Consider the following 25,015-nt stretch of genomic DNA (forward strand, 5'->3'; position numbering starts at 1 on the left):
GTTTTTCTTTGGCAAAAACGCTTACTGCAAGCCCGCTTCGAAACTCAGGAAGATTTCGCTCACGCTCTTGTCGGCAAGGCGGGTGTCTTTCAGCTTTTCTTCGTGCTCGGCGTGCAGCAGATAACGTCCGGCGCGGGGCAGGGTAAACTCAACCACGCCTTCGTCATTGCTGGTGAGCTTCAGCTCGTTTAGCTGATTGCGATAGCGGGTGCCATCGGCCACCAGAGTCACTTCCACGCCCGCCTTGGGCTTGCCGTTGTACAGCAGTTTCAGGCTGATTGGCTCACCTTCGACAAAGTCGGCCGGATGGGTCAGCGGCACAAGCTCCAGATACTCACCGGTTGGGCTGAATGCCTTATCTGAGGGCTTATTCAGGGTGACAAAGGATTCGATACGGGAGAAATACAGTGCGCCTTCAAGCTCGTAGCCATCTTTGGGCATCTGAGCGCGGGTGCTCTCTTTATCGACGCTGCTGCGCACCGGCTTGTCCTGACCTTTGACTTTGTAGCGCGAGAAGTACCTTGGCTTGGCTTCCTTGGTCAGCTTGTAGGTGCCATCTTCGGCCAGCAGGTAGTCAAACACAGAGCGGCGGCTGCCACGGTAGCTGGAGCTGGGGCGCTCGGTTTTACCGGCGGGGGTAATGATCAACACATCTTCGGCGCCGAAGGCTTTATCGAACTCGAACACCTGATTGCTGGCGCTGACATCGGCCGACAGCCACACGCCTTTGCCGTCTTCGGCGGAGACATTGAAATGGCTCGGTAAAATCCAGCGGTCATGGGCCTGGGCGAGGGGGGCGAGCAGCAACAGGCTCAGCGGAATAAGTGATTTCATGGGGCTCCTTAGCGGGTGGCTGAACGGGTGAAACGAATGTGGCCCGGACCGGTTTCCGTGGTGGCGGCCAGGGGGCTGTCAAAACTCTCGCCGGGCAGGCTGAACTTGTGGCGGATAAGCTCGCGGCCGCCGTGTTCCCGCACTACTTCAATAAACAGCTGATAGTCACCATCGGGCAGTGGTTTGCCGCTGTCGTCACTCAGATCCCAGCCAATGCGGTATTTGCCCGCCGGACGGGTAGCCGAGGAGATGGCATCGACCATGGCGGGGTTATCGCGCCCGGCCTTGCGCCACCAACGGCGGATGTCTTTAAACCACTTGTGGCCGTCGTGCTGAACCCACAGGGCGATGGTTTTCACCGACTGGCCTTTGGCATCTTCTACCCACACTGCGGTGTAGGGCCTGTGATATTGGCCGGTGGTGATTTCACTGAGGCTAAGCTCAACTTCCATATTGGCCTGTGCCAGCAGAGGCAGGCACAAGAGCGCGGCCAGCGATAATCTCTTCAGTTTCATAAGGTCCTCAGGTAGGAATAAACAGCCAGTAGATGGCGATGCAGACGCTGCTGACGGCCGTCATGTACCCCAGCGAGCGCTTGAGGCGGCGCTTTTGCGGTAACAGTAAAAAGGCGCCGGTAAGGGAAAACAGCAACATCAGCACCGCACTCAAATCGATTACCCAGCTCCACACAGCGCCGGAATTGCGGCCCTTGTGCAGGTCGTTCAGCAGCGCAACCAGGCCATAGTCGAGGGATTCGGCCACCACCACAGCCGCTTCGGTATCCAGCAGCACTGAGCGGTAGCGTCCGGGGCCTTTTTGCACCAGCAGCAATTCATCTTCACTCACTTCCACCTGCTGGCGGCTGGCCTGCCACTCGCTGGCGAGCCAGTGGGCGGCGGCTTCCTGCCAGTCGGCGGAATCGGCTTCGACCGGTAACAAAAAGTCGGGTAGCGGTTGCTCGGTTTCTTCCCGCAAGGCGTTGGATGCGCCAAACCAATCCGGGTGATTGAGGGTGATGCCGGTGAAGGCGAAAAACAGCATCAACAGCAGCAGCGCCATCGACACATAAATATGCAGGGTACGGGCGACGGACAGCGCCCACTTACCCGGGCGCAATGAAACAGACATGGATACGAATGAAGTAGCAGCAAATTGTGGCTCAAATCTAATTGAGAACTATTACTAATTGAATCGGCTTTACATTGTTTACAAATCCGCGATCGATTGGGGGCGGCGTTGTAACTGAAGGGGGCCGGCGAGCTGCTGAATGGGCTGCTGGGCGGAAGGCTTGGGAGCGGCGGTTGTTATCGGTAATGGGAATAAGCGGCAGTTTGCAGGGCGTCAGAATAAAAAGAGCTGCCTGATGGGGCAGCTCTATTGCGGTCGATTCAGAATCAGATTCAGGCTCAGATCCAAGCCAAAGCCGAGATCCAGGCACAGGCCCAGACCTGGCTTAGTTAAAGTGCACCTTGATGCAGGCGGCGCTTTTCAGGGCGCGGGCCACGGCGTCATCGATACTCTGAGCGCGGGCCAGAGCCACCCCAAGACGACGGCGGCCATGGATTTCGGGTTTGGCAAACAGCCGCAATTGGGTCCCTGGCTGGGCGAGGGCGTCGGCAAGACCTGAGTAACCTATGTTGCTGGAGTCGCCTTCCACCAGCACCACGGCCGAGGCGCAGGGGCCTTGCTGGATAATTTCACCAATCGGCAGGCCGAGAATGGCGCGCACATGCAGGGCAAATTCAGACAGATCCTGGCTTATCAGGGTAACCATGCCGGTGTCGTGGGGTCTTGGCGACACTTCCGAGAAGTACACCTCATCGCCCTTGATAAAGAGCTCCACCCCGAAGAGGCCGTAGCCGCCCAGGTTTTCCACCACGGCGCGGGCAATGCTCTGGGCACGCTCCAACGCCAGGGCGCTCATCGCCTGTGGCTGCCACGACTCACGGTAATCACCGTCTTCCTGACGATGGCCGATAGGGGCGCAGAAATGAATGCCGTCTATCGCCGAGATGGTCAGCAGGGTGATTTCATAATCAAAGTCGATAAAGCCTTCGACTATGATGCGGCCTTCGCCGGCGCGGCCACCGCTTTGGGCGTAGTCCCAGGCTTTTTGAATATCTTCATGGCTGCGGATCACGCTCTGGCCCTTGCCGGACGAGCTCATCACCGGCTTCACCACGCAGGGAATACCGGTTGTGTCGATGCCGGCTTCAAGCTCAGCCAGGCTGTCGCAAAAGACATAGGGTGAGGTGGGCAAGGCCAGGGTTTCGGCGGCCAGGCGGCGAATGCCTTCCCTGTCCATGGTCAGTCGGGTGGCCCGGGCGGTGGGCACCACCTTCAAACCATCGGCTTCCAGTTCCACCAGTGCCTGGGTGGCAATGGCCTCGATTTCCGGGATTACCAGATGGGGCTGCTCTGTGGCAATCAGGCCTTTCAGCGCGTTGGCATCCAGCATATTGATCACATGGCTGCGATGGGCCACCTGCATGGCCGGCGCATTGGGATAGCGGTCAACGGCGATGACCTCAACCCCAAGCCGGGTCAGCTCAATCGCCACTTCTTTGCCCAGCTCGCCTGAGCCCAGCAACATGGCGCGGGTTGCGCCCGGGGTGTAGGGGGTGCCTATCATGGTTTAATTACCTCGTTTTTGTTGGCAGTCAAAATCATAACCCGTCTTGGCGGAAAGTGTTGGGCTGGCATTCGTAAAATGTGGGAAAAATCAAACGGAAATTGCAAAACTATTGCGCTGGATTCTGGTATCGATGCTGCAAATTGCGCTACCCTTTGGTAACAAAATCAAATCAATTGGCATCGATGGAGGTGTCTGTGTTCTTGGACTACTTTGCCCTGGGGCTGCTGTTCTTTGTGGTGATAGTGATTTTCTACGGCATTATTGCTATTCACGATATCCCTTACGAAATTGCGAAAAAACGCAATCACCCACAACAGGATGCCCTGCATATCGCCGGATGGGTGAGCCTGTTTACCCTGCATGTGCTTTGGCCCTTCCTGTGGATTTGGGCCACCCTCTACCGCGAAGACCGCGGCTGGGGGTTTGGCACTGTGGTAAAGCGCGAGCTGGAGCTTGAAGAAAAGGTGAAAGAGCTGAGCGCCAATCTGCTGGAGCTTGAAAATCGCCTGCAGGCACTGGAGCTGGACAAAGCCAGCGCTGCCAGCCAATCCGCAGCCAGCCAATCCGCAGCCAACGCCAAGACGAGCGACGCGCCGCTGAATACGCCATCATCCACCAAGGCAGGGGAGGAATAACCATGGATCTGCTGCTTATCCTCACCTACACCGCGTTTTGCGTGGTGATTTTCAAAGTCTTCAAAATCCCCCTGACCAAGTGGACTGTGCCCACTGCGGTGCTGGGCGGCATAGTGCTGATTGGCACCTTGCTGCTGTTGATGAACTACAACCACCCTTACAGCCGCTTTGCCCGGGAATACTTTGTGTCTGTGCCCATTAATCCCTTGGTGACCGGTAAGGTGAACGAGGTGGCGGTAAAGCCCAATGTGCCGGTAAAACAAGGGGATGTACTGTTCAGGCTCGACCCCACTCCGTTTGAAGCGGCATTGGTGCAAAAGCGTGCGGCCCTGAAAGCGGCCGAACAGGAAGTGCCGCAACTGGAAGCCGCCTGGGAAACCGCCAAGGCCAGTGTTGAGCGTGCCCAGGCCGACAGAGACAGAACCCAGGCCGAGTACAATCGTTATCAGGCCGGTCGTAAAAAGGGCGGCGCCAACTCGCCCTTTACCGAGCTTGAGCTGGATAACAAGCGGCAGATGTACCTTGCCTCTGAAGCCCAGCTCACGGCAGCCAAGGCCGAAGAGATGCGGGTGCGTCTGGCCTACGAGTCCAATATCGATGGCGTAAACACCAAGGTAGCGGCGGCCCGCGCCGATCTGGCCAAGGCCGAGTTTGACCTCGAACAATCTGTGGTGCGTGCACCAACCGATGGCATGGTCACCCATATGGCGCTGCGTCCGGGAATGGTGGTGGTGCCTATGCCGCTTCGGCCGGTGATGAGCTTTATCCCTGACGAGCAGCGTTATTTTGTGGGCGCCTTCTGGCAAAACTCCTTGCTGCGCCTCAAGGCCGGTGATGAAGCCGAGGTGATCCTCGATGCCGCCCCTGGCCAGGTGTTTCATGGCAGGGTGGCTCAGGTGCTGCCGGCCATGGCCGAAGGTGAAGTGCAGTCCACCGGGCAATTGCAGTCATCGGCGCGGCTGTTCCAGCGCGGCAGGGTACTGGTGATGATTGAGTTTGATAAGCCGGAAGAAATCGGCCAGTTCCCGGCTGGGGTGGCGGGGCAGGCGGCTATCTACACCGACCATTTCTCCCATGTGGCTGTGATGCGTAAAGTGCTGCTGCGGATGCAGGGCTGGCTTAACTATTTATTTGCCGAAGGGCATTAACAGCCCGGCCAAGGCTATTTGCCGAAGGGCGTTAACAGGCTACTCAGGCCCCGGCGTTGTTTTGCCGGGGGATTTAGACGCATAATCGTGGGGCTCGCTGAGCCCCCTTTTTATTGAACGGATAAAAGCAGATGCAGGATGTACAGGATTTAACAGCAGTTTTACGGTCGAACACGCCCATAGTGGTGATTGAAACCTATGAAGAGTATCGGGTGATTGAGCTGCTCAAACGGGTTGCTGCCACCCTGTATCAGCCGCTGTTTACCTGGTCGATTACCAGTGGCCTGTCGCGGGTCGATAAAGACATGGGCACGCAGAAGTTCAATGCCGATCCCGGCGATCTGCTCGGGCAAATTAAAGCCACCCAACAGCAGGGCATTTATGTGCTGTGCGACTTCCATCCTTTTGTGCAGGATGCGCCGCGCAATGTGCGTTTGCTGAAAGAAATCGCGCTTGAGTACGACGCCCTGAAGCATACCTTGGTGCTGGTAAGTCATGCTTTTGATATTCCGCCGGAAATCCGCCGTTACTGTGCCCATTTCCGGCTGTCATTGCCGAGCAAGAACCAGCTCGAAAACCTGATTGTGGAAGAGATAGACAAGGTGCGCCGTCAGGGCATTCCCCTCAGCGTGGATGAAGCGGCTGTGTCCCGCCTTGCCGATAACCTGCGCGGCGTGACTTTTGATGATGCCCGCAGGCTAATCCATAAAGCCATAGTGGACGATGGCGCCATCACCAGCGACGATGTGGAGCGGGTGAATCAGGCCAAGTTCCGCCTGATGGACATGGATGGTGTGCTCAGATACGAATACGACACCAGCAGCTTTGCCGATATCGCCGGACTGCATAACCTCAAAGAATGGCTTAAGGCCCGCGCTCCGGCGGGCAGAGATGCCAGCGCGCCGCCGCCCAAGGGCATCATGCTGCTTGGGGTGCAGGGCAGTGGTAAGAGTCTCGCCGCCAAGGCGGTGGCGGGTGTGTGGCAGCGGCCACTGCTCAGGCTAGATATGGGCGCGCTCTATAACAAATACATAGGCGAAACCGAAAAGAACCTGCGTCAGGCGCTGGAGCTGGCGGATTTGATGGCGCCCTGTGTATTGTGGATTGATGAAATCGAGAAAGGGATCAGCGGCGGCAGCAGTGATGAAGGCACCTCGCAGCGTATCCTCGGGGCGCTGCTGACCTGGATGGCGGAGCGCAAGAGCGATGTGTTTCTGGTGGCCACCGCCAACGACATTCAGGCGCTGCCGCCTGAGTTGATGCGTAAGGGCCGTCTGGATGAAATCTTCTTTGTGGATCTGCCCGATGAAGAAATCCGTAAGGCGATATTCCTTATTCACTGCAAGAAGCGTGGGGTGGATGTGACCAACATGGATCTGGGGCTCTTGTCGCGCTCAAGCCATGGCTTCAGTGGCGCTGAGATTGAACAAGGCGTGATTTCTGCTATTTATGCAGCGGCCAGTCGTCAGCAACCTGTGGATCAAGCCATTATCCTCGAAGAGTTATCCCGTACCCGGCCTTTGTCGGTGGTGATGCGGGAGAAAATTCTCGCCCTTAAAGCCTGGGCCAGTGGGCGCACTGTTAACGCCCATCAGGACGAATAACGCCAAACAAAAAAGCCACCCAAGAGGCGGCTTTTTGATGGCTTGGTTAGCCGAGGCGTTGCTATTTGGGCGGAAACAGCGCCAGGATTTTATCGACGGTTGCCTGGGTGGCGTCGGCCTTATCATCGCCGCCTTCACTGAACTCAAAGCCGTCACTGCCGCGCCACAAGAGTTTATCGGCGCCGCTGCTCAATACATCAATCTGGATAAGCTGATACAGCTTATCGCCGCCAAGTGGAATACCGACGCTGGTGCCTAGGCTTACGCCGCCGGAGCGGCCCCATGAGCCGCTGCCAAGGCCAATGGACAGCCCTGAGCCTGATGGCTTGCTGCCGGTTTCAAATGCCCAGGTTACCTTGAAGTCGGGGGTGGCACTTTCGCTGAAGCCCTTGGCCAGCAGGCTTTGTTCCACCGAAGTACGAATGCGCTCGGAACTGAGGGGGTCTGTGGTTTGGGGCGGCGACAGCAGGGCGAAGGTTTTCATCGCGCCAAAATTCACCTTGGGGTCGTAGTCTGTGGTGGGGCTGCTCTGGCAGGCGGTAAGCAGCAAAGACAATAAAATCAGTAAGCTTTTTTTCATGGGCCGTCTCCCTGGTTTTTTCCTACTCTGCGCCTTGGGGCGGACGCTGGCAAGTCTTGGGTTGTAGATTATTTCGCCTTTTTAAGGGATTGATGTTATACCTAGCGGATACGCTAATCTTCGCCTTTGTCCATGGAACAATTAGTTTTTTTCGAAATTCCAAGCCCTTGTATTAACGTGTGTCAGAGTGACAACCGTGGCTATTGCCTGGGCTGCTTTCGAAGCAGGGACGAGCGTTTTAACTGGCAACAAATGTCGGATGCGCAAAAGACCGAAGTGATCCGCCTGTGCAAAGACCGCAAACGGCGCCGCGCCTACGCGCTTTACAAGGCAAAGCAGGAAGCCTTACAGGCCGAACGCAGCGCCGCCAACGCCACCCTGGCACTGGATGATGACGCTAAGGATGAGCCCGAGCTCGATTTGGGCGATTTCAGTCTCGATTGAGCTGCCGTTGTTGTACCTTAATGCCCCAGGCTTCGGTTCCAGCCCAATCTCAGCTTCAGTCTCAGTCTCAGCCTGGCCGCCCTTAAGGCTTGGTGGGTAAGATAAGGGTAAAGCGGGTTTTGCCGGGCTTGCTTTCAAGCTCCACGCTTCCTTTATGGCGCTGCATGATACGCTTGATAATCGCCAGCCCCAGACCATGGCCCTTGTTGCCATTCTGGGCACTGCTGACCCGGTAGAAGGGTTCAAAAATCCTGCCCTGATCCTGCGCCGGGATCCCCTCTCCATCGTCTTCCACCCACAGATGCCAGCGGCCATTATGACGCTCAAGCCCAACCAGAATTCGACTCTGGGCGAAGCGCTGGGCGTTGGTGATAAGGTTTTGCAGCGCCCGCTCAATCAGCGATGGGTCGGCAGGTGCTGTGGCATCCTCTGTGGGCAATTGCAGCTCAATGGGGGTGGCAGCAAGGGTTTTAAGCCGTTCCACCGTCTGGCGGGTCAGCGCCGATAGATTGGTGCGCTCAAACTCCAGCTCTTCCCTGGGGGCTTCCAGGCTGGCAAAGGTGAGCAGTTCGGATAGCAGCTGCTCCATCTCTTTGATATCCATCTGCATATCGGCAAGAAAGGCATTGCGTTTGTCTTCGTCGCTGCCTTCGCCGCAGTAGGTGGGCATCAGCGCCAGGGCAAACTTCAGCCTCGCCAGCGGGGTGCGGATTTCGTGGGATACCGCATTGGTCAGGTGCTTTTGATTGTCGATAAGGGCACTGATATGGCGCGCCATTTCGTTGAAGGTATCGGCGAGGCTTGCCACTTGCGAGCGGCTGGAAAGCGCGATGCGGGTGTCCCACTTGGCGCGGCCGAATGCCTCTGTGGCTTCCCGCAGAATGCGGATGTCCCGCGACAGTGGCCACACCCAAATCAGTGCCACCCCGGCCAGCATCAAATAGAAAAACAGGGTAAAGAGGCCGCGAAGATCTTCCCGCGGGTCTATCTCCAGCGGGCCTGCCATCAGCACCTGCTCACCAATGCGTACCAGGCGCATTTCCTTGTTGTCATCCAGCGCTATGGTAAAGACTTTGTCGCTGCCAAGGGGGGTGTTGCTGGACAGCGCCACCTGGCTGGCATCCACCAATGTCAGTGGCAGGGATTGGTTTTCGTCGAGCAATTTAAGGTGTTGGGCGCGCTCATCTGCTGGCATATCAGCCAGAATTTGCGCCAGAGCCAAAAAAGGTGCGTCCTCAGCCGTGGTGTCGTCCACGTTGTGGTGCCAGAGGCTGTCCAGTGTCCAGCCTATCCCGAGGATAGACAGACACAGGAGCAGATACAGGCTGAGGAAGAGGCGTTTCACGACTCAGTTGGTCCAGGCCTCGGGGGCAAACAGATAGCCCTGACCCCACACGGTCTTGATGCGGAACGGGGTTTCCAGGTTGTCGTCGAGCTTTTTACGCAGACGCGAGATGCGCACATCTATCTTGCGGTCCTTACCATCGAAGTCGATATTGAGCAGGTAATGGTAGATGTACTGACGGCTCAGCACCTGACCGGCCTGAGAGGCCAGCAGCCACAGCAGCTCGAATTCATGGCTGGTCAGATCCACTTCCTTTTCGCCCAGACGAATGGTCTGAGTGTGCGGGTCAATGCTCAGCTTGCCGAAAGTGAGGCAATGGCTTTCCTGCTTGGGCGGCGCGCTGTGGCGGCGCAGCAGGTTGTTGATACGGGCAACCAGCAGTGCCGGGTCAACCGGTTTGACAACATAGTCGTCGGCGCCCAGTTCCAGGCCCTTGATCTGATCTTCGTTGGAGCCGAGGGCGCTCATCAGCAGAATGGGGCCAGCGAAGTAGTCGGGCAGCTTTTCAATCAGGGTCAAACCGTCCATGCCGGGCAGCATGATGTCCAGCAGAATGATATCCGGATTGTAGTTCAGCAGGCGGGTCAGCACGGTATCACCACGGCGCTCCAGCTCCACATGCATGCCGTTGGCCTTGAGGTAATCCACGATAAGATTGGCAAGGCGCACATCATCTTCAACCAGCAAAACTCGGTGTGGTGCTTGTGTCGTCATCAGAAGATACTCCATGGGTTACGAAAGCGCCGCCGGGTTTGGGGTTCGCTCAGGGGTTTGACTCTGAGTACCGCGTCGGCGAGCGGCTGATTACTCTGTTGATCGCGCATCACAAAATGCACGTCTTTGTCGGTGCTGATATCCAATGTCAGCGAGTCTTGTTGCTCGTCCTTAATGCACCAGCGTTGCAGCTGAGGCAAATCCACTTCGATGCACACCGGCTGCTGTGACAACCAGGTGAGGGTGACCCGAATGTCACAGCGCTCGGACTGGGGATTAAACAGGCACAGGCTGGGGGTCAGTTCCAGGCTGCTGGACTTTTTATCGGCGTCTTTGGTCGCTGCCAGGCCGGATGGGCTTAACAGTGGCAGTAAACACAGGAGGCGGCCATAGACTTTCAAAGGTGCTAGAACCTGTATGCGGCCCCAATCAGGTAGGCGTAGCTATCGTCTTCATCGAGCAGCGGGCTGGCCGCAATGGTGTCGGCAAATTGGGTGTAGCGGGCTGTCATCAGCAGTTCCCATTCAGGCGTCAGATGGTACCGGGCCGTGAGTTCCGCACCGCGGTTCCAGCCGTCTTCTGCCCGGTATTTGTCGCTCCAGTATGCACTTTCCGATGGCCGTACGCCATAGTAGTAGTTCACAACTTCTTGGCTTTTCCAGTCAAAGAATACTGCAAAATCAAGGCTTAAGTTTTTGTGAGCCAGATGGTAGTTCCACTTTACCTGACCTTCCATGCCGTCGTGCACATCGAATAGATCATGCAAAAGCGCGAGTCGCCAGGTGCCGAAACGGTTGTAAACGTACGCCTCAACTCCGCCAAGGTAAGTAAAGTGGCGTGATTCAAGTTCACCAATTTGTTGGGACTCAGCCGTCATTTGTATCGGCAAGCTTCTGAACGGGCTCTGTTCAAAGCTGCGTGAGCTGCCGGCAAGGAAGATATTGGACGGATCCCAGCGGTAGAAGAAGGCGCGGTCGCTGGAAAAGCCGGTAACCAGATTCACTGTGAAGCGTTCCTGCTCGGTAAGGGTGTAACCCACAGCGCCATTGTCGAAAAACCAGTTATCACCGTAGTAGGCGATGGTGGGCAACACATAGATGGGGATGTCTTTGAAGTCTTTGAGCGGATTGGTTTTCTGACCATAGCCGAAGGCGATGCCCAAATCCCAACTACCCTTGGTGATACAGTCGGTGGTGTCATCGCACACCAATTCGGCCCGCGCTGCCAGTGGCGAGAGGCTGATTGCCGACAATATTAAACCGCAAAACAATGACTTCATCTTAGTGTCTGACACTGGGTTCTCGTTAACATTTATGGCAACAGAGTATCATTTAATTTCAGTCAAACCAGTGGTTAAACTTTGGCAGTTGCAAATTGATACCTGTGTCTTAATCCGGTAACTGTCAGGTTAATTGCACAGCTTGCAAAGCACGGAAAGCTGGCGTTGTTGCACGCTTTGTGCTCGGCCCAGGGGCAACGCCAGCCCAACCGTGCGCTTAAGTTCGATGTCCGCCAGCGGCCGGAACACAATATCCTGTTGATCCAGCAGCGCCGGTATGGCAGGCACCAGGGCAATGCCGAGTCCGGCGGCCACCAAACCCACCGCATATTCGATGGTCTGAATTCGGGCCCGCACCTGCATCTTTATCCCTTCCATATCCAGCAATTGTTGCAGACTTGTCAGGGCCTCGCAGGGGGCTCTGTGAATAAAGGGTTGCCCCTGCAGATCTTCGAGTCGGATGCTGTTTTTCAGCGCCAGGCTGAGGGAAGGGGGAATGGCCAGCAAATAGGTGTCGTGCCACATGGCCTGAAAGCTTTCGTTGGGGGTCAGGTCGGCGGTGGTGATGATGCGCCCATCGCACTCTTCACTGGGCTCCACCAGGGTTAAATCCATGTCTGGGCAGGCGGCTGTGAAGTCTTTAAGCAGCATACTCATTCGATTGACGCCCAGGGAGCGGATAAGCCCCAGTCGAAACGGCACCTGGGTTTCGGGTTTGGAAAACAGCGACTGAATGGCTTTGGACTCGTTCAACAGCCGCTTGGCGAGCGGATACAGACGCATGCCTGCGTCGGTGGCCGAGACGCCCTTGCCGTGGCGGGCAAACAGCTGCACGCCGAGCTCGGATTCCAGCGCAGCAATGGCCGCCGAAATCGACGGCTGGGCGATGTAGCAGTGCTTGGCGGCAGCGCTGATACTGCCTTTTTCGAGCACGGCAACGAAGTAATTCAAGGCCTTAAGATTCATCTTTCCCTGCGCGTAAGGTATAGAAAAATTCTATGGGAGTAAGAGAAAAAGAATATTTTTCCTAATGATTGATTATGCCTATGCTAGTGCAAATCACAAGTGGCGCTGAGGCCTCTGCTATTGGCCATCCAAGCTGCCAGCAAACAACAAGACACAACAAAGGACGACCCTATGGCCCGCGTGCAATTTGACTGGCAAGACCCACTGAACTTCAACTCCCTGCTGACCGAAGAAGAGCGGATGATCCGCGATATGGTGCACGAGTATGCCCAGGACAAATTGATGGCGCGGGTGCTGATGGCGAATCGAGAAGAACATTTCGACCGCGAAATCATGAACGAGCTGGGTGAACTGGGTCTGCTTGGTGCGACGCTGCCTGAAGAATACGGCTGCGCCAACGCCAATTATGTCAGTTACGGGCTGGTGGCCCGTGAAATCGAGCGGGTCGACAGTGGTTATCGCTCGGCCATGAGCGTGCAGTCGTCTCTGGTGATGCACCCCATCTACACCTATGGCACCGAAGCGCAGCGCCGCAAGTACCTGCCCAAGCTGGCAACAGGCGAGTGGGTGGGCTGCTTTGGTCTTACCGAGCCGGATGTGGGCTCGGATCCCGCCGGCATGAAGACCCGCGCCGAGCGCATTGATGGCGGCTATCGTATTACCGGTGCCAAGATGTGGATCACCAACTCACCCATTGCCGATGTGTTTGTGGTGTGGGCCAAGCTTGATGGCGCCATCCGTGGTTTTGTGCTCGAAAAGGGCATGAAGGGCCTGTCGGCGCCGAAGATTGAGGGTAAGTTCTCCCTGCGCGCCTCCATCACCGGCGAAATTGTGATGGACAATGTGGAAGTGGGCGAAGATGCGCTGCTGCCAAACGTTGAAGGCCTTAAGGGGCCATTCGGCTGCCTGAACAAGGCGCGCTACGGTATCGCCTGGGGCGCCCTCGGCGCCGCCGAATTCTGCTGGCATGCGGCCCGTCAGTATGGCCTGGACCGTATTCAGTTCAATCGACCGCTGGCCGCCAATCAGCTGTATCAGAAGAAACTGGCCGATATGCAAACCGAGATCACCACCGGCCTCTTTGCCTGCCTGCAGGCTGGCCGCCTGATGGATGCCGACGCCCTGCCGGTAGAGGCTATCTCTCTGATTAAACGCAACTCCTGTGGTAAGGCGCTGGACATTGCCCGCATCGCCCGCGATATGCACGGCGGCAACGGCATCAGCGATGAATTCCATGTAATCCGCCATGTGATGAACCTCGAGGCTGTGAATACCTACGAGGGCACCCACGACATCCATGCCCTGATCCTGGGCCGTGCCCAAACCGATCTGCAGGCATTTTGCTGATGGGAAAACGGGGGCCGCGCGCCCCCGCTTTTGTATCGTTCACCCAGTGAGGGATGTTCATTCAGTGAGGGATAAGCATGGAAGACAGGGCTATTGCCGTCGAGCGGCAGTTTATTGAGGCATTGGAGAGCGGCCGCATCGAGGCCTTTCTCGAACACACCCAGGGCTGGGATCATCGCCGCCTTGGGCTCAGTGATGCCGACTTTGTGGGGATTTTTGAATCCCAATTAAAAAGCCGCCTGCTGGATTTGGAATCGCGGCGGATGCGTGCCCGCAACGAAGGCTTTTATACCATTGGCTCTTCGGGGCATGAGGGCAACGCCGCCATCGCCGCTGTGCTCAATACCAGCGACATGGCATTGCTGCACTACCGCAGCGGCGCCTTTATGGTGGAACGTAGCCGCCATGAGGCAGCGGAAACCGTACTGTGGGACATGATGCTGTCATTCGCGGCCTCATGCGAAGACCCCATCTCCGGCGGCCGCCACAAGGTGCTGGGCAGCAAGTCACTCAATATTCCACCGCAAACCTCGACCATTGCTTCCCACCTGCCCAAGGCGGTGGGTGTGGCCTTGAGTATTCCACTCACCGAGCGCCTTGGTGTTGAAGGGGCCTTGCCTCCTGATGCCATCGCCATGTGTAACTTTGGTGATGCCTCGGCCAACCATGCCAGTGCCCAGACAGCTATTAATGCGGCCTGCTGGGCGGCGTTTCAGAATATTCCCATGCCGCTGATGTTTGTCTGTGAAGACAACGGCATAGGTATTTCTACCCCCACGCCCAAGGGCTGGATTGGCGCCAATTTCAGCCAAAGGCCGGGGCTTAAGTATTTTTGTTGCGATGGACTGGATTTGCTGGATACCTACAAGGTGGCCAAAGAAGCGGCCCACTGGTGTCGCAGCCACCGTCAGCCGGTGTTTTTACATGTGCGCACAGTGCGCCTGATGGGCCATGCCGGCAGTGATGCCGAGATAGCCTATCTGCCCAAGGGGAAAATCCTTGAAAACGAGGCGTTGGACCCCTTGCTTCGCAGCGCCGCCATGCTGATAGAGGCGGATGTATTGAGCGCAGAGCAAATCCTCGCGATGTATCAGGAGCTTAAAGGCCGGATTGCTGCCATCGCCAGAGTGGCTGCCACCCGTCCCAAGCTTAAAAGCGCTGAAGGTGCCATGGCGAGTGTGGTGCCGCCGAGGCTTGCCAATCCCCGCGCTGTGAAGACGTTGGGGGATGAAGCTTTTGCGAATCTTTTTGCGGCCGACAAGCAGTCGCTGGGTAAGCCTGTGCACATGGGTAAGCTGATTAACCTGACCCTCACAGAGCTGATGGCAAGTAACGACAACATAGTTATCTGCGGCGAGGATGTGGGCAAAAAGGGCGGGGTTTATCATGTTACCTCGCGGCTGGTTGAGCGCTTTGGTCCAAGCCGGGTTATCAATACCCTGCTGGATGAAACCTCCATTTTGGGGCTCGCCACCGGCATGGCCCATAATGGCCTTCTGCCCATTCCCGAAATCCAGTTTTTGGCCTATGTGCATAACGCCGAAGACCAAATTCGCGGCGAGGCGGCCACTTTACCTTTCTTCTCCAATGGTCAGTACACCAATCCCATGGTGATCCGCATTGCGGGTCTGGCTTATCAGAAGGGGTTCGGCGGTCACTTCCATAACGACAACTCCTTTACCGTGTTTCGCGATATTCCCGGGCTTATCCTCGCCTGTCCATCCAATGGCGCCGATGCCCAGGGCATGCTGCGGGAATGTGTGCGTCTTGCCCGTGAAGAGCAGCGGCTGGTGATATTCCTTGAGCCAATAGCGCTCTATATGACCCGCGACCTGCATGAGACCGGCGACAGCCTGTGGGCGGCACAATATGTGCCCGAACGTGAAGCCAGGCCTTTGCCCTTTGGCGAGCCCGGCCGCTTCGGTGAAGGTAAGGATTTGTGCATCATCAGCTACGGCAATGGCTACTACTTAAGCTGTCAGGCCGAAAAGACGCTGGCCGAGGCGGGTATTAATTGCACCCTGGTGGACTTGCGCTACCTTGCGCCCCTCAACGAAGCCGCCATTTGTGATATCGCCGCCAATTGTCGCCATGTGCTGGTGGTGGATGAGTGTCGCCGCTCGGGCTCTGTCTCTGAAGCCATAGTCACGGCGCTGCACGAACGGCTCGGTGATGACTGCCCGCCGGTGGCGCGACTTAACGCCGAAGATTGCTTTATTCCGCTTGCTGATGCTGCCACTTTGCCGCTGCCAAATAAGGACAGCATAGTGGCGGCCGCAAAAGCGCTGGTGGGTGAAGTCGGCAACGTCGTGGATTTGGAGGCTTCAGCATGACCGCACAACCCAAACAACGGCTGCTGGTTATTGCGCCCGGCCGTGGCTGCTACAACAAAGAAGAGCTGGGATACCTGAAACGCCTGCACGGTGATAAGCAGGATTTTATTGCCGGTATTGATGCGTTTCGTCGCCACGAGGGACAAAAGTCCATTGCCGAACTGGATGCTATGGACAAGTACTCCTTCAAGCTGCATACCCCGGGCGAAAATGCCTCGGCGCTTATTTACGCCTGCGCCATGGCCGATTTTATGGATATCGACCGGGATCGCTTCGAGATAGTGGCGGTGACCGGCAACTCCATGGGCTGGTATATCGCCCTTGCCTGCGCCGGGGCGCTCGATGAAGAGGGCGCTATCGGCGTTATCAATACCATGGGCTCCATGATGCAGGATGGCTTAATCGGCGGGCAGCTGATTTATCCTGAGATGGATGATAACTGGCACACGAACCCCGCTGCGACCCAAATGCTGGATGCCTTGCTTGATGAGGCCGAGGCCACCGAAGGCTGCGCCCTGTATACCTCGATTCATCTCGGTGGTTTCAGGGTGCTGGCGGGCAACGAAGCGGGGCTTAAACTTGCCGAAGCGCGGCTGCCGAAAATCGATGAGCGTTACCCGATGCGGCTTTATAACCACGGTGCTTTTCACTCACCGCTGTTAACCGAGGTCTCTGACAAAGGCAAAAAATTGCTGCCAAAGAGTCTCTTTAAAGCGCCCCGAATTCCCATGGTGGATGGCCGCGGCGCCATCTGGACCCAATACAGCACAGACACTGAAAAACTCTGGGATTACACCCTCGGGCATCAGGTTACCGAGCCCTATGATTTCACCGCAGCGGTACAGGTGGCGGTGAAAGAGTTTGCCCCGGACCGGATGATGATTTTGGGCCCGGGCACCACCCTTGGCGGCGCTGTGGCGCAAAGCCTCATCGGCTGCAACTGGTTTGGTTGGCACAATAAGGCTGAGTTCAGCGCAGGCCAAAAGCAGAGCTGCCCCATGATTGCGCTGGGAATGGAGACGCAGCGCGAACTGGGAATTAAACCCAAATCCTAATCCTGTCACGTCAATGCCAAGACGCTCCTGCAATTGCTTGGCATGCACGGCAAGGAGCCTGTGACGCAACCATGAAAAACGGCCCCTCGGGGCCGTTTGTTATTCAGTGCGCAGGCGATTTACTTTAAATCTGCAGCCTCTACCGCCAGGTAACCCATCTCAAACAGCTGATCGTTAACACAGGTCAGCAGAAACTCGTTTCGCTCTTCCCGTGGCACTTCCTGTTCGAGGATGAGATCCAGACAGACCTCTTTGATTTGTTTTACATCTTCGCTGGGCGCTGCTGGCAGGTCCAGGGTGGGTTCTTCTTCGGCGGATACGGCAAAGCTGACCGCAAGCGCCATAGCCAGGGCTGCTTGGGTGAGGATTGCTGAGGGGGTGCGCATGTTGGGTTCCTTTGGGATAACAGCCGTGCGGGTCCAAGGTGCCGCTCGGCAGCCTTACAATTCCCCGTAGGCGGCGCTATTGTGACAGCAAGTAACGATATTGGGAATCGCAAGATTTTCGTGCTATCGGTCAGTTTTTTTTGCCTTGGATTGGGGATAAGTCCGCTTGCGAACCCCAGGGAAGAACTGGCATAGTAATTTATTTATTTTAAAGGGAATTATTTGATATGAGCGAACACGGCTCGCCAATTTATCAATCCAGCGATGGCCGTATCAGTGTGCGTCACAGCGGCAGTCACGATATTGAAGCCATTTGTGCCATCTACAGTCAGCCAAGTTGCTTTGCCAACACCCTGCAACATCCGTTTCCGTCGCTCGAGCGCTGGCAGAAACGGCTGGGTGAGTTGCCCGAAAATTGCTACAGCCTGGTGGCTGAAATCGACGGAGAGGTCGTAGGGCAGGCGGGCATGGAAGTGTTCACCCGTCCACGGCGTAAACATGTGGCCAATATGGGCATGGCGGTGAGCGAGGAGTTTCAGGGCATTGGCGTGGGCTCAGCGCTGCTTGCCGCCATGTTGGAGCTGGCCCACAACTGGCTGGCGGTACGCCGTATCGAGCTTGAGGTCTATACCGATAATCACGCTGCCATCAAACTGTACAAACGACATGGCTTTGTGATTGAAGGCGAGGCCATTGGCTACGCCTTCCGTGGTGGTGAATACGTGGATGCCTTCTTAATGGCCAGTTGCCGCGACTTCAACTGAGTCGCTGCCAAGGCCGAAGCGTTGCTCAAGGAAGGCGGCGGCTTCATCGGAAAGGGCGCTGCGGGATAAATACTGCCGCCCCTTACCCTGACGTAACAGATAGCCGCGTTCGGTACGGCTGATACCATCCAGTGCATCCCAGTTGAGCTCGCGGCGCTGGCCGAGGGATTCGGTGATAAGACTGGTGTCTGTAATCGTGAGTTTGATATCGCTGTTGGCAGCGCGGCTCATTAATTGGCGCCACAACCACCAGGCGCGCCGATAGCGCACACTTAAAAACTCCACCACAGTCAGGCCCATAAAAAACCAGCCGAGGTAGGCCGGAACAGGGCTTGCCAGCAGGGCAAAGGTCATCAGGGCAAAGCCGATGGTTTTCACATAGGGCTGCCAGCCTTGTGCCGTGGAAACAGATTCATCAAAGCACTCTTCAAAATGGGCGCGATTCAGGATAAAACTGTGTTGGTGGTGTAAACTTGAAGGCATTAGGATTACTTGAGTTCGGATGCTGACGGGAATGATCCCATTGTAGGCTTAATGAAAGGTTAATTCAGCTGTACCGGAGACGGGACTCATGGCATTGGTACCAAAAAACTATATTCCGCTCGGTTCGACCCGGGTGTTCGGCGGTAACGACGTACCCGAGTTGCTGCTGTGCCAACACAAAACCCGTAAGGGTTTTTTCAGTCAAATTGAGGTGTTGGAAGGCGAGCTGCTGTGGTTTGGCTATCGTGAGCAAGACGGCGAACCCACCATTGAAGTTCGCCTTAACGCCAAAGACAGAGCCATGACCCACCCCGGCAAGCTCTATCGCATCGAACCGCTCACCGAAGATACCCGCTTTCGCCTCAACGTATTTGCCCACGAGAGTTTGCATGAAGCCAATGCCAATGCCGACACCACCGTAGGCCTGTTCCTCGAAGGCGAGCACTGCGACACAGACCCGGTGTTTATTGAGGGTACTGGTTACGGATTGCAGGCTCATCGCTGAGGTATTCGACAAATTCCACTTCCATGCCATCCGGGTCGATAAAGTAAACATTACGTCGGCCCGTATCCGGCGCGCCGTCTTTGGCAATGGCAAAGCCAGCCTCCTCCAGACGGGCAATCAGGGCATCCAGTGAGGCCACCACAAAGGCAAAGTGCGCCAGTCCCGGCTGGTGGCCGGTCAGATCCCGCGCTTCACCCTCGCCGTCGTTATTCAACGCAATATATTGATAGTCATCGCCAAAGTGCAGCCATTGGCGCGGCTTGCCGTACCAGCTGCCTTTGCCGCCGCCCCGAACCTGCCAATGTGGGAAAGCGGCTTTGTAGAAGCTGAGGCTCTTTTCCAGGTCATGCACGACCAGATTGATGTGTTCCAGATGTACCATGGTGCGCTCCTTGTATCGGTTTTATTGCTTATAGTTCTTGGTCAGTGTTTGCGCCTGGTCACCCGCCAGGGGGGATCAAGCCGCATGTCACCGGCGTGGTATAACTTGATGTGGTTGCCGCTGGGGTCTTTGAGGTTGGCTTCACGCCACAGCCAGCGCTGATCTTCCGGCTCGCTGTCAAAGGTGATACCGCGGGTTTTAAGCTCGGCAACCCAGTCATCCAGCCGGTCACTTTCGAAATACAGGCTGTGGCCGCTGCCGGGTTTTTCGGTGCACAGGTGCAATGAAAAACTGCTGTCCCCTTCCGGCAACGTAAAGCGGGCATAGTGGGGCGTATCGACGATTTGAATGGCGCCCAGCTCCAGATAGAAGTCCACCGCAGCCGCCATGTCGGTCACACTCAGTGTTATTTGATTCAGTCTCATGGAAGTCTCCTGCTCGCTGATGCTGTTGATTATTTGCCAGCTTGCCGTTACATACCGTAGCCGTAAGGGTCTTGGTAGTTGCGCATGGGTAACAGCAGCTCGGCGTAGCGGCCAAGTAAAGACACTGATTCAGTGATGCGTTCGCGGATGGCGCTGTCGCGGCTGCTCAGGGCGCTACCTTCAACCGGATGCAGCATCTCTTCGACATTTCGGATGATTACGTTGGCTGGGATAAATACCATCTTGTTGTTTTTATTGCCGCTTACCATGAGTTCTGCCAGCGGGAACACCCCATTGACGCTGGATGAAACTGATACCAGCAGTGCCGGTTTGTGGCCTGTCACAGGGACACTGGCGTTCATCAGCAGCTGTTTCAACATGGGAGTGGCCATACCGCTCCACTCAGGGGTAATGAGAACATAGGCATCGCTGGCACTGAGTTTGGCCTCGATGATAGCCCAGTCTTCGCCCTTGCTATCTCGGCTGTCGCCATCCCAGAACGGCAGCGAATAATCAGCCAGTTCAATTAGCTCTACGTCGCTGAAACTGTGGCTTTGTGTCTTGATAAACTCGGCCACTCTGCCGCTTTGTGAACCTTTGCGCTGACTGCCGTTGATGATGCTGAGTTTCATGGGGTCCTTCCTTATTAGTAAAGTTTTTTGTTTCTAAATTAATTTGTAAGGTAAACACTTTACTTAATTATGTAAAGCTAAAAATAAACAAAAAAGTTTACTTAATACTTTGGTTAACGATAATAGACCCAGAGCAAGCTGCGCTTTGTATTGGGTGAGACGATGAAAACCTGCCAAAAAATCCTCGATTTGCTGAAGCTGCAAGGGCCTATGACTGCCGCTGGTCTGGCCGAATCGCTGGGGCTGACCTCCATGGGGGTGCGCCAGCATCTGCAGGCCATGGAAGCCGAAGGCAATCTCGCCTATGACGATATCAGTGAGGGCCGTGGTCGCCCGGCGCGCTATTGGAAGTTGACCGATGCGGCGCAAAACCAGTTTGGCGACCGTCACAGCGAGCTGACCTTAAGGCTGATTGATTCGGTAAAGGTGATTTTTGGCGATGCCGGAATGGATGCCCTGATAAGCCACCGCGAAGCCGCCTCCGAGCAGGCCTACCTTGAGCGGATGGCGGGTGTCAGCACCCTTGCCGGACGCCTCGAGCAACTGGCGGCCATTCGCACTGAAGAAGGCTATATGGCGACGGTGGCAAATGAAGGGGATGTTTGGTGGCTGTACGAAAACCACTGTCCTATCTGCGCGGCCGCCAGCAGCTGCCAGAACTTTTGCCGCTCTGAGCTTGAGCTGTTTCGCTGCCTGCTTGGCGAGGGGGTGACAGTGGAGCGCAGCGAGCATATCGTCGAAGGGGCGCGCCGCTGCGCCTATCGCATCACAGCGGCGATTGCTGACTAAGGCGCTTGGCTATGATTTCCCCCCGCGGCCGGCTCGACAGCTTTCTGGCCAAAACCCTTAATATCCCCAAAAAAGCGGTACGCGAGTTACTGAAAGCCGAAAGGGTGACAGTGGATGGTGAGCCAGCGCTTGAGATGGCGCTGCAAATCGGCCCCTTCAGTCAGATTTATTTGGATGACACAGCCCTTCGCGCCGAGACGCCGCGTTACCTGATGCTCCATAAACCCGTGGGCGTGGTATCGGCTACCAAAGACAAAGAGCACAAAACCGTGCTCGACCTTATCCCTGAGGCGATTAGAGCCGGGCTGCACATAGTCGGCAGGCTGGATTTGAATACGTCCGGACTGGTGCTCTTATCCAATGACAGCCGCTGGTCAGAGTCGATGATGCAGCCCGGTGCCCATGTGACCAAAGAGTATTGGGTGACCCTGGCAAACCCACTGACCGAGGACTATATCGCTGCTTTTGAGCGCGGCTTTTACTTTGAAACAGAGGCGATTACCACCTTGCCGGCCAAGCTTGCCATTGTGGGGGAGCGTGAGGCGAGGGTAGAGCTTTGTGAAGGCAAGTACCATCAAATCAAGCGCATGTTTGGCCGCTTTCAAAACCCGGTGCTTGCCTTGCACCGAAGCCGCATCGGTGCCCTGATGCTGGACCCGGATTTGGCCCCCGGGCAATGGCGGCCACTCAGCGATGATGAAAAGCGCGCCTGCCAGAAAAGCGAAGGCCAGGCGGGGGGCTTAGCTAAGATAGATATGAAAAAAGACTGAGAAATCAGTCTTTTTTCGTTGCAAAGAGGCTTAGGCCTTAGGCGGCTTTTGCGAAATCCACAGCTTGATGTGGCCTTTTACCACCACCACATCGTTGATGTCGTAAGCCGTTACGGGCACCAGCAAGTCACCTTCCTGCCAGTCTTGCGGCTGAACCTCGGCCACACAGCGAATATCGCTGCCTGCCTTGGCAGTGTAATCCAGGCTCATACCCTTGGGGATCCAGCGCAGATGTGGCGGAATTGAGGCTTCGGCCATCACGCCCATGGCCATTTCCAGGCCGTTGCAGATGGCAATCACGTGCACTGTTTTAATATGGTTGTGTACCGCATTGCGTTTCTTGATAAAGCATTCACAGTGGTTGGGTCTAAGCTCGGTGATCAGCGGTTTGATGGTGCCAAAGTAGGGCGCCATGCGGGCCACCATTTTTGAAAAGATAATTCTGCCAAAGGGATAGGGGATAAGCTTTTGATAAAGCGCCATCACCTTATTGGGGTTGCCAGCCATGGTTTTGCTTCCTGTCGTTGTGTGCTGCATGCTGTTATCTGGCCTGTTCAGTTGCTGGAAAAACCGTGGGATAGCAACTGGTCTGGCCTGTTTGTTTTGTCGCAGTGTAACATGCCATTAACCATCTGCAAGCGCCTCTGTACCCGAGACCGATACATGGCATTGAGCTGGCGGCAAACGGCAGTGAGCAGCGCTTTGTTGGCTTGCTAACGCAAAGTTCATTTTCAGGTGCCGCCGAGCCGACATATAATCGGCGGCACTTTTATACTCGCGGCACTATAAGCACAGCTTCGGCCAAGTGCCGGTATTTTTTGGGGAATTGGGTGAACAACTTACTGACCTACTTTAAAGGGCTCGCCATGGGCGCAGCCGACGTGGTGCCCGGTGTATCCGGCGGTACCATCGCCTTTATTACAGGGATCCTGGATAAGCTGCTGGACAGCGTAAGGGCGATTAACCCCTCGCTTATCAAGGTAATACGTGAAGAAGGCGGCAAGGCAGCCTGGGAGCGCATCAACGGTACTTTCCTGGTGTGTCTGTTTGGTGGCATCCTCACCAGTATCTTCAGCCTCGCCAAACTGATTTCATACCTGCTGGTGCATCACCCCATTCCTGTGTGGTCTTTCTTCTTCGGTCTGATTTTGGTGTCTGTGTGGCATATGCTGCGGCAGGTAAAAGGCTTCAGTGCCGGGCGGATTGCGCTGTTTGCCCTCGGCGCTGTGGTGGCCTGGGGTATTACCGTGCTGACCCCCACCGAAATTCCGGCTACCTACCTGAATGTGTTCCTCGGCGGTGCCATCGCTATTTGCGCGATGATTTTGCCGGGTATTTCCGGCAGCTTTATCTTGCTGCTGCTCGGCCTCTACCCGGCAGTGCTCGCCGCGGCCAAGGGCTTACAGCTCGATATCCTCGCCTGCTTTGCCGTTGGCGCTATCTGCGGCATTTTGAGTTTCAGTCATCTGCTGTCGATGCTGCTGCGTAAATTCCATGATGCCACCCTCTTCTTCCTCACAGGACTGATGCTGGGCACCCTGGGCAAGATCTGGCCCTGGAAGGAAACCTTAAGCTGGCGCACCAACTCACATGGCGAGCAGGTGCCACTGGCACAGCAAAACCTGTCGCCCTGGGGATTTGAGCAGCTTAGCGGCGAGTCATCTCAGCTGGGGCTCGCCATCGTCTGTGCCCTTGCGGGTATTGCTCTGGTGCTGATTATCGAGAAGCTCGGCGAGGGCAAACCCAGCCACTGATTTGGCGTGCGAGAAACACCTGCATTGAATAATAAGGCCCGCGAATGCGGGCTTTATTATTCCGGGTTTCCGGCTCTAGCCTGAGCCATGGAGCGTCAGTTGCATCCTGCTTAAGCATAAAATCTACCAGCGCACATTATTCAGTGGTGTAAGTCTGCCTGGCATTAATCCATTCCTCCACCTGCTTATCTATCTCAGTTGGAAAAGGCACCCCATCTTCTACACCAATATAAAGCACGGCCATCTCAGGATGGTGCCTGAATACCTGATCGTATTTATTCAGCCAGATCTGCAGGTGGCTGTGAAGTTGCAGGAACAAATCTATCTCCTCATAGAGCTCAGGATGCTTGTCCAGCAGGGCAAGCAACTCGCGGTTGCCCTTGAGTAGCGGCCCGCTGGTAAAGGCGCGGATCTGCTCGAAAATAAACTTTTCATCGGCGGTGGATTGGGGCTGATATTGGCGAAGTCTTTGCTCCCAGCCAAGGCTCATCAATTCAGGCTGTTTGGCCGCAATGGCCTCTGCCAACTCATCTCGCCTTCTCACCTGAGCCTCAAAGGCGGTTTTAGTGAGTTTCAGGCTACGTTGCAGCGCCAACATGGTATCCAGCCTGTGCTGGACACTGTCATGGAGAGATTGGGAAGGGGCTGCCGGTTCAGTTGGCGATGTGAGATAGCGGACACCGACGAATGCGGTGATAAAAAGCAGTAGCGAGAATATCCAAATAAACCTGTTACTCCGCCTTCCAGCAAGCGTATCCGTAGGCGTTAAGGCCATGCTGTCGACATTGCGGTTGCCGAATTGCGAGCTGACATCAATGATTTCATGGGCATCGGGCACGAAGCAAAAACCTCTGCCCCTAACCGTTTTTATCAGGGGTTGGTTATTGCCTGTTTGATCCAGCAGCTTCCGGGTATCGGAGACCAGCCGTGCAAGCGACCAGTCAGACACTATCGTGTCAGGCCAGAGCGCAGACATAAGAGTATCTTTGCTGACAAGCTCCGGCCTGGCTTCAATCAGCAGGGTCATCAGCTGCAGCATTTTGGGCTCCAGTGGGAGTCGCTGCTGCCGGTAATAGAGCGCTGGTGGCGAGGTTACAAATTCGAATTCATCGAATTGAATTCTGCGGTTCGAGCGGGGTGTCCCGGGAGTTTGTTCTGCAGAGCTACGCTGGTGAATTTCCATATTCATACAGCCCGACTTGAGAA

General features: G+C 55.9%; 29 protein-coding genes. 12 read left to right on the plus strand and 17 right to left on the minus strand.

Annotation, left to right across the window (positions count from 1 at the left end; all coding sequences use genetic code 11):
- Nucleotides 1-21: 21 nt before the first annotated feature.
- The 4 genes from MJ923_RS10865 to purT all read right to left on the minus strand — a co-directional run bounded on the left by MJ923_RS10865 (nt 22) and on the right by purT (nt 3,466).
- Nucleotides 22-834 (minus strand): DUF4198 domain-containing protein, encoded by an 813-nt coding sequence (locus MJ923_RS10865; RefSeq protein WP_240591096.1) that lies wholly within the window; start codon nt 832-834, stop codon nt 22-24.
- Nucleotides 835-842: 8 nt separating this feature from the next.
- Nucleotides 843-1,349 (minus strand): DUF2271 domain-containing protein, encoded by a 507-nt coding sequence (locus MJ923_RS10870; protein WP_240591097.1) that lies wholly within the window; start codon nt 1,347-1,349, stop codon nt 843-845.
- Between the two features lie 7 nt (nt 1,350-1,356).
- Nucleotides 1,357-1,962 carry a PepSY-associated TM helix domain-containing protein gene (locus MJ923_RS10875; protein ID WP_240591098.1) on the minus strand — a complete coding sequence of 202 codons (606 nt, stop codon included), beginning with the start codon at nt 1,960-1,962 and terminating at the stop codon, nt 1,357-1,359.
- 325 nt (nt 1,963-2,287) lie between these two features.
- Nucleotides 2,288-3,466 (minus strand): formate-dependent phosphoribosylglycinamide formyltransferase, encoded by a 1,179-nt coding sequence (purT, locus tag MJ923_RS10880; RefSeq protein WP_240591099.1) that lies wholly within the window; start codon nt 3,464-3,466, stop codon nt 2,288-2,290.
- A 197-nt stretch (nt 3,467-3,663) separates the two neighbouring features.
- Between purT and MJ923_RS10885 the strand changes: the two genes are divergently transcribed.
- From MJ923_RS10885 to MJ923_RS10895, 3 genes are all read left to right on the plus strand, one after another.
- Nucleotides 3,664-4,104: a DUF3302 domain-containing protein gene (locus tag MJ923_RS10885; RefSeq protein WP_240591100.1), complete on the plus strand. Its 441-nt coding sequence runs from the start codon at nt 3,664-3,666 to the stop codon at nt 4,102-4,104.
- 2 nt (nt 4,105-4,106) lie between these two features.
- Nucleotides 4,107-5,252, plus strand: coding sequence for an HlyD family secretion protein (locus MJ923_RS10890; RefSeq protein WP_240591101.1), 1,146 nt, complete (start codon nt 4,107-4,109; stop codon nt 5,250-5,252).
- Nucleotides 5,253-5,383: 131 nt separating this feature from the next.
- Entirely contained in the window at nt 5,384-6,856 is a 1,473-nt protein-coding gene (locus MJ923_RS10895; protein WP_240591102.1) for an AAA family ATPase, read from the plus strand.
- 61 nt (nt 6,857-6,917) lie between these two features.
- On the opposite strand, the gene MJ923_RS10900 is transcribed toward MJ923_RS10895, so the two are convergent.
- On the minus strand, nt 6,918-7,436 hold the full coding sequence (locus tag MJ923_RS10900) for a DUF4136 domain-containing protein (RefSeq protein ID WP_240591103.1): 519 nt from the start codon (nt 7,434-7,436) through the stop codon (nt 6,918-6,920).
- Between the two features lie 132 nt (nt 7,437-7,568).
- Between MJ923_RS10900 and MJ923_RS10905 the strand changes: the two genes are divergently transcribed.
- Nucleotides 7,569-7,880: a DUF1289 domain-containing protein gene (locus MJ923_RS10905; RefSeq protein WP_240591104.1), complete on the plus strand. Its 312-nt coding sequence runs from the start codon at nt 7,569-7,571 to the stop codon at nt 7,878-7,880.
- Between the two features lie 82 nt (nt 7,881-7,962).
- Here MJ923_RS10905 and MJ923_RS10910 read toward each other — a convergent pair whose 3' ends face one another.
- The 5 genes from MJ923_RS10910 to MJ923_RS10930 form a co-directional block, all read right to left on the minus strand.
- A complete protein-coding gene (locus MJ923_RS10910; protein ID WP_240591105.1) occupies nt 7,963-9,225 on the minus strand; it encodes a sensor histidine kinase in 1,263 nt (420 codons plus the stop codon).
- 3 nt (nt 9,226-9,228) lie between these two features.
- Complete coding sequence (locus MJ923_RS10915; RefSeq protein WP_420854432.1) at nt 9,229-9,939, minus strand: winged helix-turn-helix domain-containing protein; 711 nt, start codon at nt 9,937-9,939, stop codon at nt 9,229-9,231.
- Nucleotides 9,939-10,340, minus strand: coding sequence for a DUF3019 domain-containing protein (locus MJ923_RS10920; protein ID WP_240591106.1), 402 nt, complete (start codon nt 10,338-10,340; stop codon nt 9,939-9,941). Before MJ923_RS10920 ends, MJ923_RS10915 begins: the two co-directional genes overlap by 1 nt.
- A gap of 5 nt (nt 10,341-10,345) precedes the next feature.
- Nucleotides 10,346-11,218, minus strand: a complete 873-nt coding sequence (locus MJ923_RS10925; RefSeq protein ID WP_240591107.1) for a MipA/OmpV family protein — start codon at nt 11,216-11,218, stop codon at nt 10,346-10,348.
- Nucleotides 11,219-11,347: 129 nt separating this feature from the next.
- Nucleotides 11,348-12,184 carry a LysR family transcriptional regulator gene (locus MJ923_RS10930; RefSeq protein ID WP_126167983.1) on the minus strand — a complete coding sequence of 279 codons (837 nt, stop codon included), beginning with the start codon at nt 12,182-12,184 and terminating at the stop codon, nt 11,348-11,350.
- A gap of 171 nt (nt 12,185-12,355) precedes the next feature.
- Here MJ923_RS10930 and MJ923_RS10935 point away from each other — a divergent pair, with 171 nt between their 5' ends.
- From MJ923_RS10935 to MJ923_RS10945, 3 genes are all read left to right on the plus strand, one after another.
- Complete coding sequence (locus tag MJ923_RS10935) at nt 12,356-13,531, plus strand: acyl-CoA dehydrogenase (RefSeq protein ID WP_240591108.1); 1,176 nt, start codon at nt 12,356-12,358, stop codon at nt 13,529-13,531.
- 77 nt (nt 13,532-13,608) lie between these two features.
- Nucleotides 13,609-15,864 (plus strand): thiamine pyrophosphate-dependent enzyme, encoded by a 2,256-nt coding sequence (locus MJ923_RS10940; protein ID WP_240591109.1) that lies wholly within the window; start codon nt 13,609-13,611, stop codon nt 15,862-15,864.
- Nucleotides 15,861-16,919: an ACP S-malonyltransferase gene (locus tag MJ923_RS10945; RefSeq protein WP_240591110.1), complete on the plus strand. Its 1,059-nt coding sequence runs from the start codon at nt 15,861-15,863 to the stop codon at nt 16,917-16,919. Before MJ923_RS10940 ends, MJ923_RS10945 begins: the two co-directional genes overlap by 4 nt.
- A gap of 119 nt (nt 16,920-17,038) precedes the next feature.
- Here the strand turns inward: MJ923_RS10945 and MJ923_RS10950 are convergent, their stop codons facing one another.
- Nucleotides 17,039-17,305, minus strand: a complete 267-nt coding sequence (locus tag MJ923_RS10950; RefSeq protein ID WP_240591111.1) for a hypothetical protein — start codon at nt 17,303-17,305, stop codon at nt 17,039-17,041.
- A gap of 227 nt (nt 17,306-17,532) precedes the next feature.
- Here MJ923_RS10950 and MJ923_RS10955 point away from each other — a divergent pair, with 227 nt between their 5' ends.
- The gene (locus MJ923_RS10955) at nt 17,533-18,069 is read left to right on the plus strand and encodes a GNAT family N-acetyltransferase (RefSeq protein WP_240591112.1); all 537 of its coding nucleotides are present in this window, start codon (nt 17,533-17,535) and stop codon (nt 18,067-18,069) included.
- On the opposite strand, the gene MJ923_RS10960 is transcribed toward MJ923_RS10955, so the two are convergent.
- Nucleotides 18,040-18,552 (minus strand): YcxB family protein, encoded by a 513-nt coding sequence (locus MJ923_RS10960; RefSeq protein WP_240591113.1) that lies wholly within the window; start codon nt 18,550-18,552, stop codon nt 18,040-18,042. The two genes, MJ923_RS10955 and MJ923_RS10960, sit on opposite strands and share 30 nt — an antisense overlap.
- An 88-nt stretch (nt 18,553-18,640) precedes the next feature.
- Here MJ923_RS10960 and MJ923_RS10965 point away from each other — a divergent pair, with 88 nt between their 5' ends.
- The gene (locus tag MJ923_RS10965; RefSeq protein ID WP_240591114.1) at nt 18,641-19,057 is read left to right on the plus strand and encodes a TehB-like domain-containing protein; all 417 of its coding nucleotides are present in this window, start codon (nt 18,641-18,643) and stop codon (nt 19,055-19,057) included.
- On the opposite strand, the gene MJ923_RS10970 is transcribed toward MJ923_RS10965, so the two are convergent.
- Genes MJ923_RS10970 through MJ923_RS10980 form a run of 3 tightly spaced genes read right to left on the minus strand, consistent with a single transcriptional unit; the run spans nt 19,017 to nt 20,496 of the window.
- On the minus strand, nt 19,017-19,439 hold the full coding sequence (locus MJ923_RS10970) for a VOC family protein (RefSeq protein ID WP_240591115.1): 423 nt from the start codon (nt 19,437-19,439) through the stop codon (nt 19,017-19,019). The two genes, MJ923_RS10965 and MJ923_RS10970, sit on opposite strands and share 41 nt — an antisense overlap.
- A 41-nt stretch (nt 19,440-19,480) precedes the next feature.
- A complete protein-coding gene (locus MJ923_RS10975; protein ID WP_240591116.1) occupies nt 19,481-19,864 on the minus strand; it encodes a VOC family protein in 384 nt (127 codons plus the stop codon).
- Between the two features lie 47 nt (nt 19,865-19,911).
- Entirely contained in the window at nt 19,912-20,496 is a 585-nt protein-coding gene (locus MJ923_RS10980) for an NADPH-dependent FMN reductase (RefSeq protein WP_240591117.1), read from the minus strand.
- 162 nt (nt 20,497-20,658) lie between these two features.
- Between MJ923_RS10980 and MJ923_RS10985 the strand changes: the two genes are divergently transcribed.
- Entirely contained in the window at nt 20,659-21,285 is a 627-nt protein-coding gene (locus tag MJ923_RS10985) for a helix-turn-helix transcriptional regulator (RefSeq protein ID WP_240591118.1), read from the plus strand.
- A gap of 11 nt (nt 21,286-21,296) precedes the next feature.
- On the plus strand, nt 21,297-22,055 hold the full coding sequence (locus MJ923_RS10990; RefSeq protein WP_240591119.1) for a 16S rRNA pseudouridine(516) synthase: 759 nt from the start codon (nt 21,297-21,299) through the stop codon (nt 22,053-22,055).
- 30 nt (nt 22,056-22,085) lie between these two features.
- Here the strand turns inward: MJ923_RS10990 and MJ923_RS10995 are convergent, their stop codons facing one another.
- On the minus strand, nt 22,086-22,562 hold the full coding sequence (locus MJ923_RS10995; protein WP_240591120.1) for a hotdog fold domain-containing protein: 477 nt from the start codon (nt 22,560-22,562) through the stop codon (nt 22,086-22,088).
- A gap of 323 nt (nt 22,563-22,885) precedes the next feature.
- On the opposite strand from MJ923_RS10995, the gene MJ923_RS11000 reads away from it, so the two are divergent.
- A complete protein-coding gene (locus MJ923_RS11000; RefSeq protein ID WP_240591121.1) occupies nt 22,886-23,809 on the plus strand; it encodes a polyprenyl-phosphate transporter in 924 nt (307 codons plus the stop codon).
- 136 nt (nt 23,810-23,945) lie between these two features.
- Here the strand turns inward: MJ923_RS11000 and MJ923_RS11005 are convergent, their stop codons facing one another.
- A complete protein-coding gene (locus tag MJ923_RS11005; RefSeq protein WP_338092229.1) occupies nt 23,946-24,998 on the minus strand; it encodes a winged helix-turn-helix domain-containing protein in 1,053 nt (350 codons plus the stop codon).
- Nucleotides 24,999-25,015 lie beyond the last annotated feature (17 nt).

It is taken from the genome of Shewanella zhuhaiensis, from assembly GCF_022484835.1.
GTDB lineage: Bacteria > Pseudomonadota > Gammaproteobacteria > Enterobacterales > Shewanellaceae > Shewanella > Shewanella khirikhana.

Excerpts from the sequence above, each read along its gene's own strand:
- MJ923_RS10930 (WP_126167983.1), bottom strand. The coding sequence starts at position 12,184 with ATGAATCTTAAGGCCTTGAATTACTTCGTTGCCGTGCTCGAAAAAGGC.
- MJ923_RS10980 (WP_240591117.1), bottom strand. The coding sequence starts at position 20,496 with ATGAAACTCAGCATCATCAACGGCAGTCAGCGCAAAGGTTCACAAAGC.
- MJ923_RS10925 (WP_240591107.1), bottom strand. The coding sequence starts at position 11,218 with ATGAAGTCATTGTTTTGCGGTTTAATATTGTCGGCAATCAGCCTCTCG.
- MJ923_RS10955 (WP_240591112.1), top strand. The coding sequence starts at position 17,533 with ATGAGCGAACACGGCTCGCCAATTTATCAATCCAGCGATGGCCGTATC.
- MJ923_RS10865 (WP_240591096.1), bottom strand. The coding sequence starts at position 834 with ATGAAATCACTTATTCCGCTGAGCCTGTTGCTGCTCGCCCCCCTCGCC.
- MJ923_RS11005 (WP_338092229.1), bottom strand. The coding sequence starts at position 24,998 with ATGAATATGGAAATTCACCAGCGTAGCTCTGCAGAACAAACTCCCGGG.
- purT (WP_240591099.1), bottom strand. The coding sequence starts at position 3,466 with ATGATAGGCACCCCCTACACCCCGGGCGCAACCCGCGCCATGTTGCTG.
- MJ923_RS10870 (WP_240591097.1), bottom strand. The coding sequence starts at position 1,349 with ATGAAACTGAAGAGATTATCGCTGGCCGCGCTCTTGTGCCTGCCTCTG.
- MJ923_RS10890 (WP_240591101.1), top strand. The coding sequence starts at position 4,107 with ATGGATCTGCTGCTTATCCTCACCTACACCGCGTTTTGCGTGGTGATT.
- MJ923_RS10950 (WP_240591111.1), bottom strand. The coding sequence starts at position 17,305 with ATGCGCACCCCCTCAGCAATCCTCACCCAAGCAGCCCTGGCTATGGCG.
- MJ923_RS10905 (WP_240591104.1), top strand. The coding sequence starts at position 7,569 with ATGGAACAATTAGTTTTTTTCGAAATTCCAAGCCCTTGTATTAACGTG.
- MJ923_RS10965 (WP_240591114.1), top strand. The coding sequence starts at position 18,641 with ATGGCATTGGTACCAAAAAACTATATTCCGCTCGGTTCGACCCGGGTG.
- MJ923_RS10945 (WP_240591110.1), top strand. The coding sequence starts at position 15,861 with ATGACCGCACAACCCAAACAACGGCTGCTGGTTATTGCGCCCGGCCGT.
- MJ923_RS10970 (WP_240591115.1), bottom strand. The coding sequence starts at position 19,439 with ATGGTACATCTGGAACACATCAATCTGGTCGTGCATGACCTGGAAAAG.
- MJ923_RS10960 (WP_240591113.1), bottom strand. The coding sequence starts at position 18,552 with ATGCCTTCAAGTTTACACCACCAACACAGTTTTATCCTGAATCGCGCC.
- MJ923_RS10995 (WP_240591120.1), bottom strand. The coding sequence starts at position 22,562 with ATGGCTGGCAACCCCAATAAGGTGATGGCGCTTTATCAAAAGCTTATC.
- MJ923_RS10895 (WP_240591102.1), top strand. The coding sequence starts at position 5,384 with ATGCAGGATGTACAGGATTTAACAGCAGTTTTACGGTCGAACACGCCC.
- MJ923_RS10900 (WP_240591103.1), bottom strand. The coding sequence starts at position 7,436 with ATGAAAAAAAGCTTACTGATTTTATTGTCTTTGCTGCTTACCGCCTGC.
- MJ923_RS10875 (WP_240591098.1), bottom strand. The coding sequence starts at position 1,962 with ATGTCTGTTTCATTGCGCCCGGGTAAGTGGGCGCTGTCCGTCGCCCGT.
- MJ923_RS10935 (WP_240591108.1), top strand. The coding sequence starts at position 12,356 with ATGGCCCGCGTGCAATTTGACTGGCAAGACCCACTGAACTTCAACTCC.
- MJ923_RS10915 (WP_420854432.1), bottom strand. The coding sequence starts at position 9,939 with ATGACGACACAAGCACCACACCGAGTTTTGCTGGTTGAAGATGATGTG.
- MJ923_RS10990 (WP_240591119.1), top strand. The coding sequence starts at position 21,297 with ATGATTTCCCCCCGCGGCCGGCTCGACAGCTTTCTGGCCAAAACCCTT.
- MJ923_RS10975 (WP_240591116.1), bottom strand. The coding sequence starts at position 19,864 with ATGAGACTGAATCAAATAACACTGAGTGTGACCGACATGGCGGCTGCG.
- MJ923_RS10940 (WP_240591109.1), top strand. The coding sequence starts at position 13,609 with ATGGAAGACAGGGCTATTGCCGTCGAGCGGCAGTTTATTGAGGCATTG.
- MJ923_RS10985 (WP_240591118.1), top strand. The coding sequence starts at position 20,659 with ATGAAAACCTGCCAAAAAATCCTCGATTTGCTGAAGCTGCAAGGGCCT.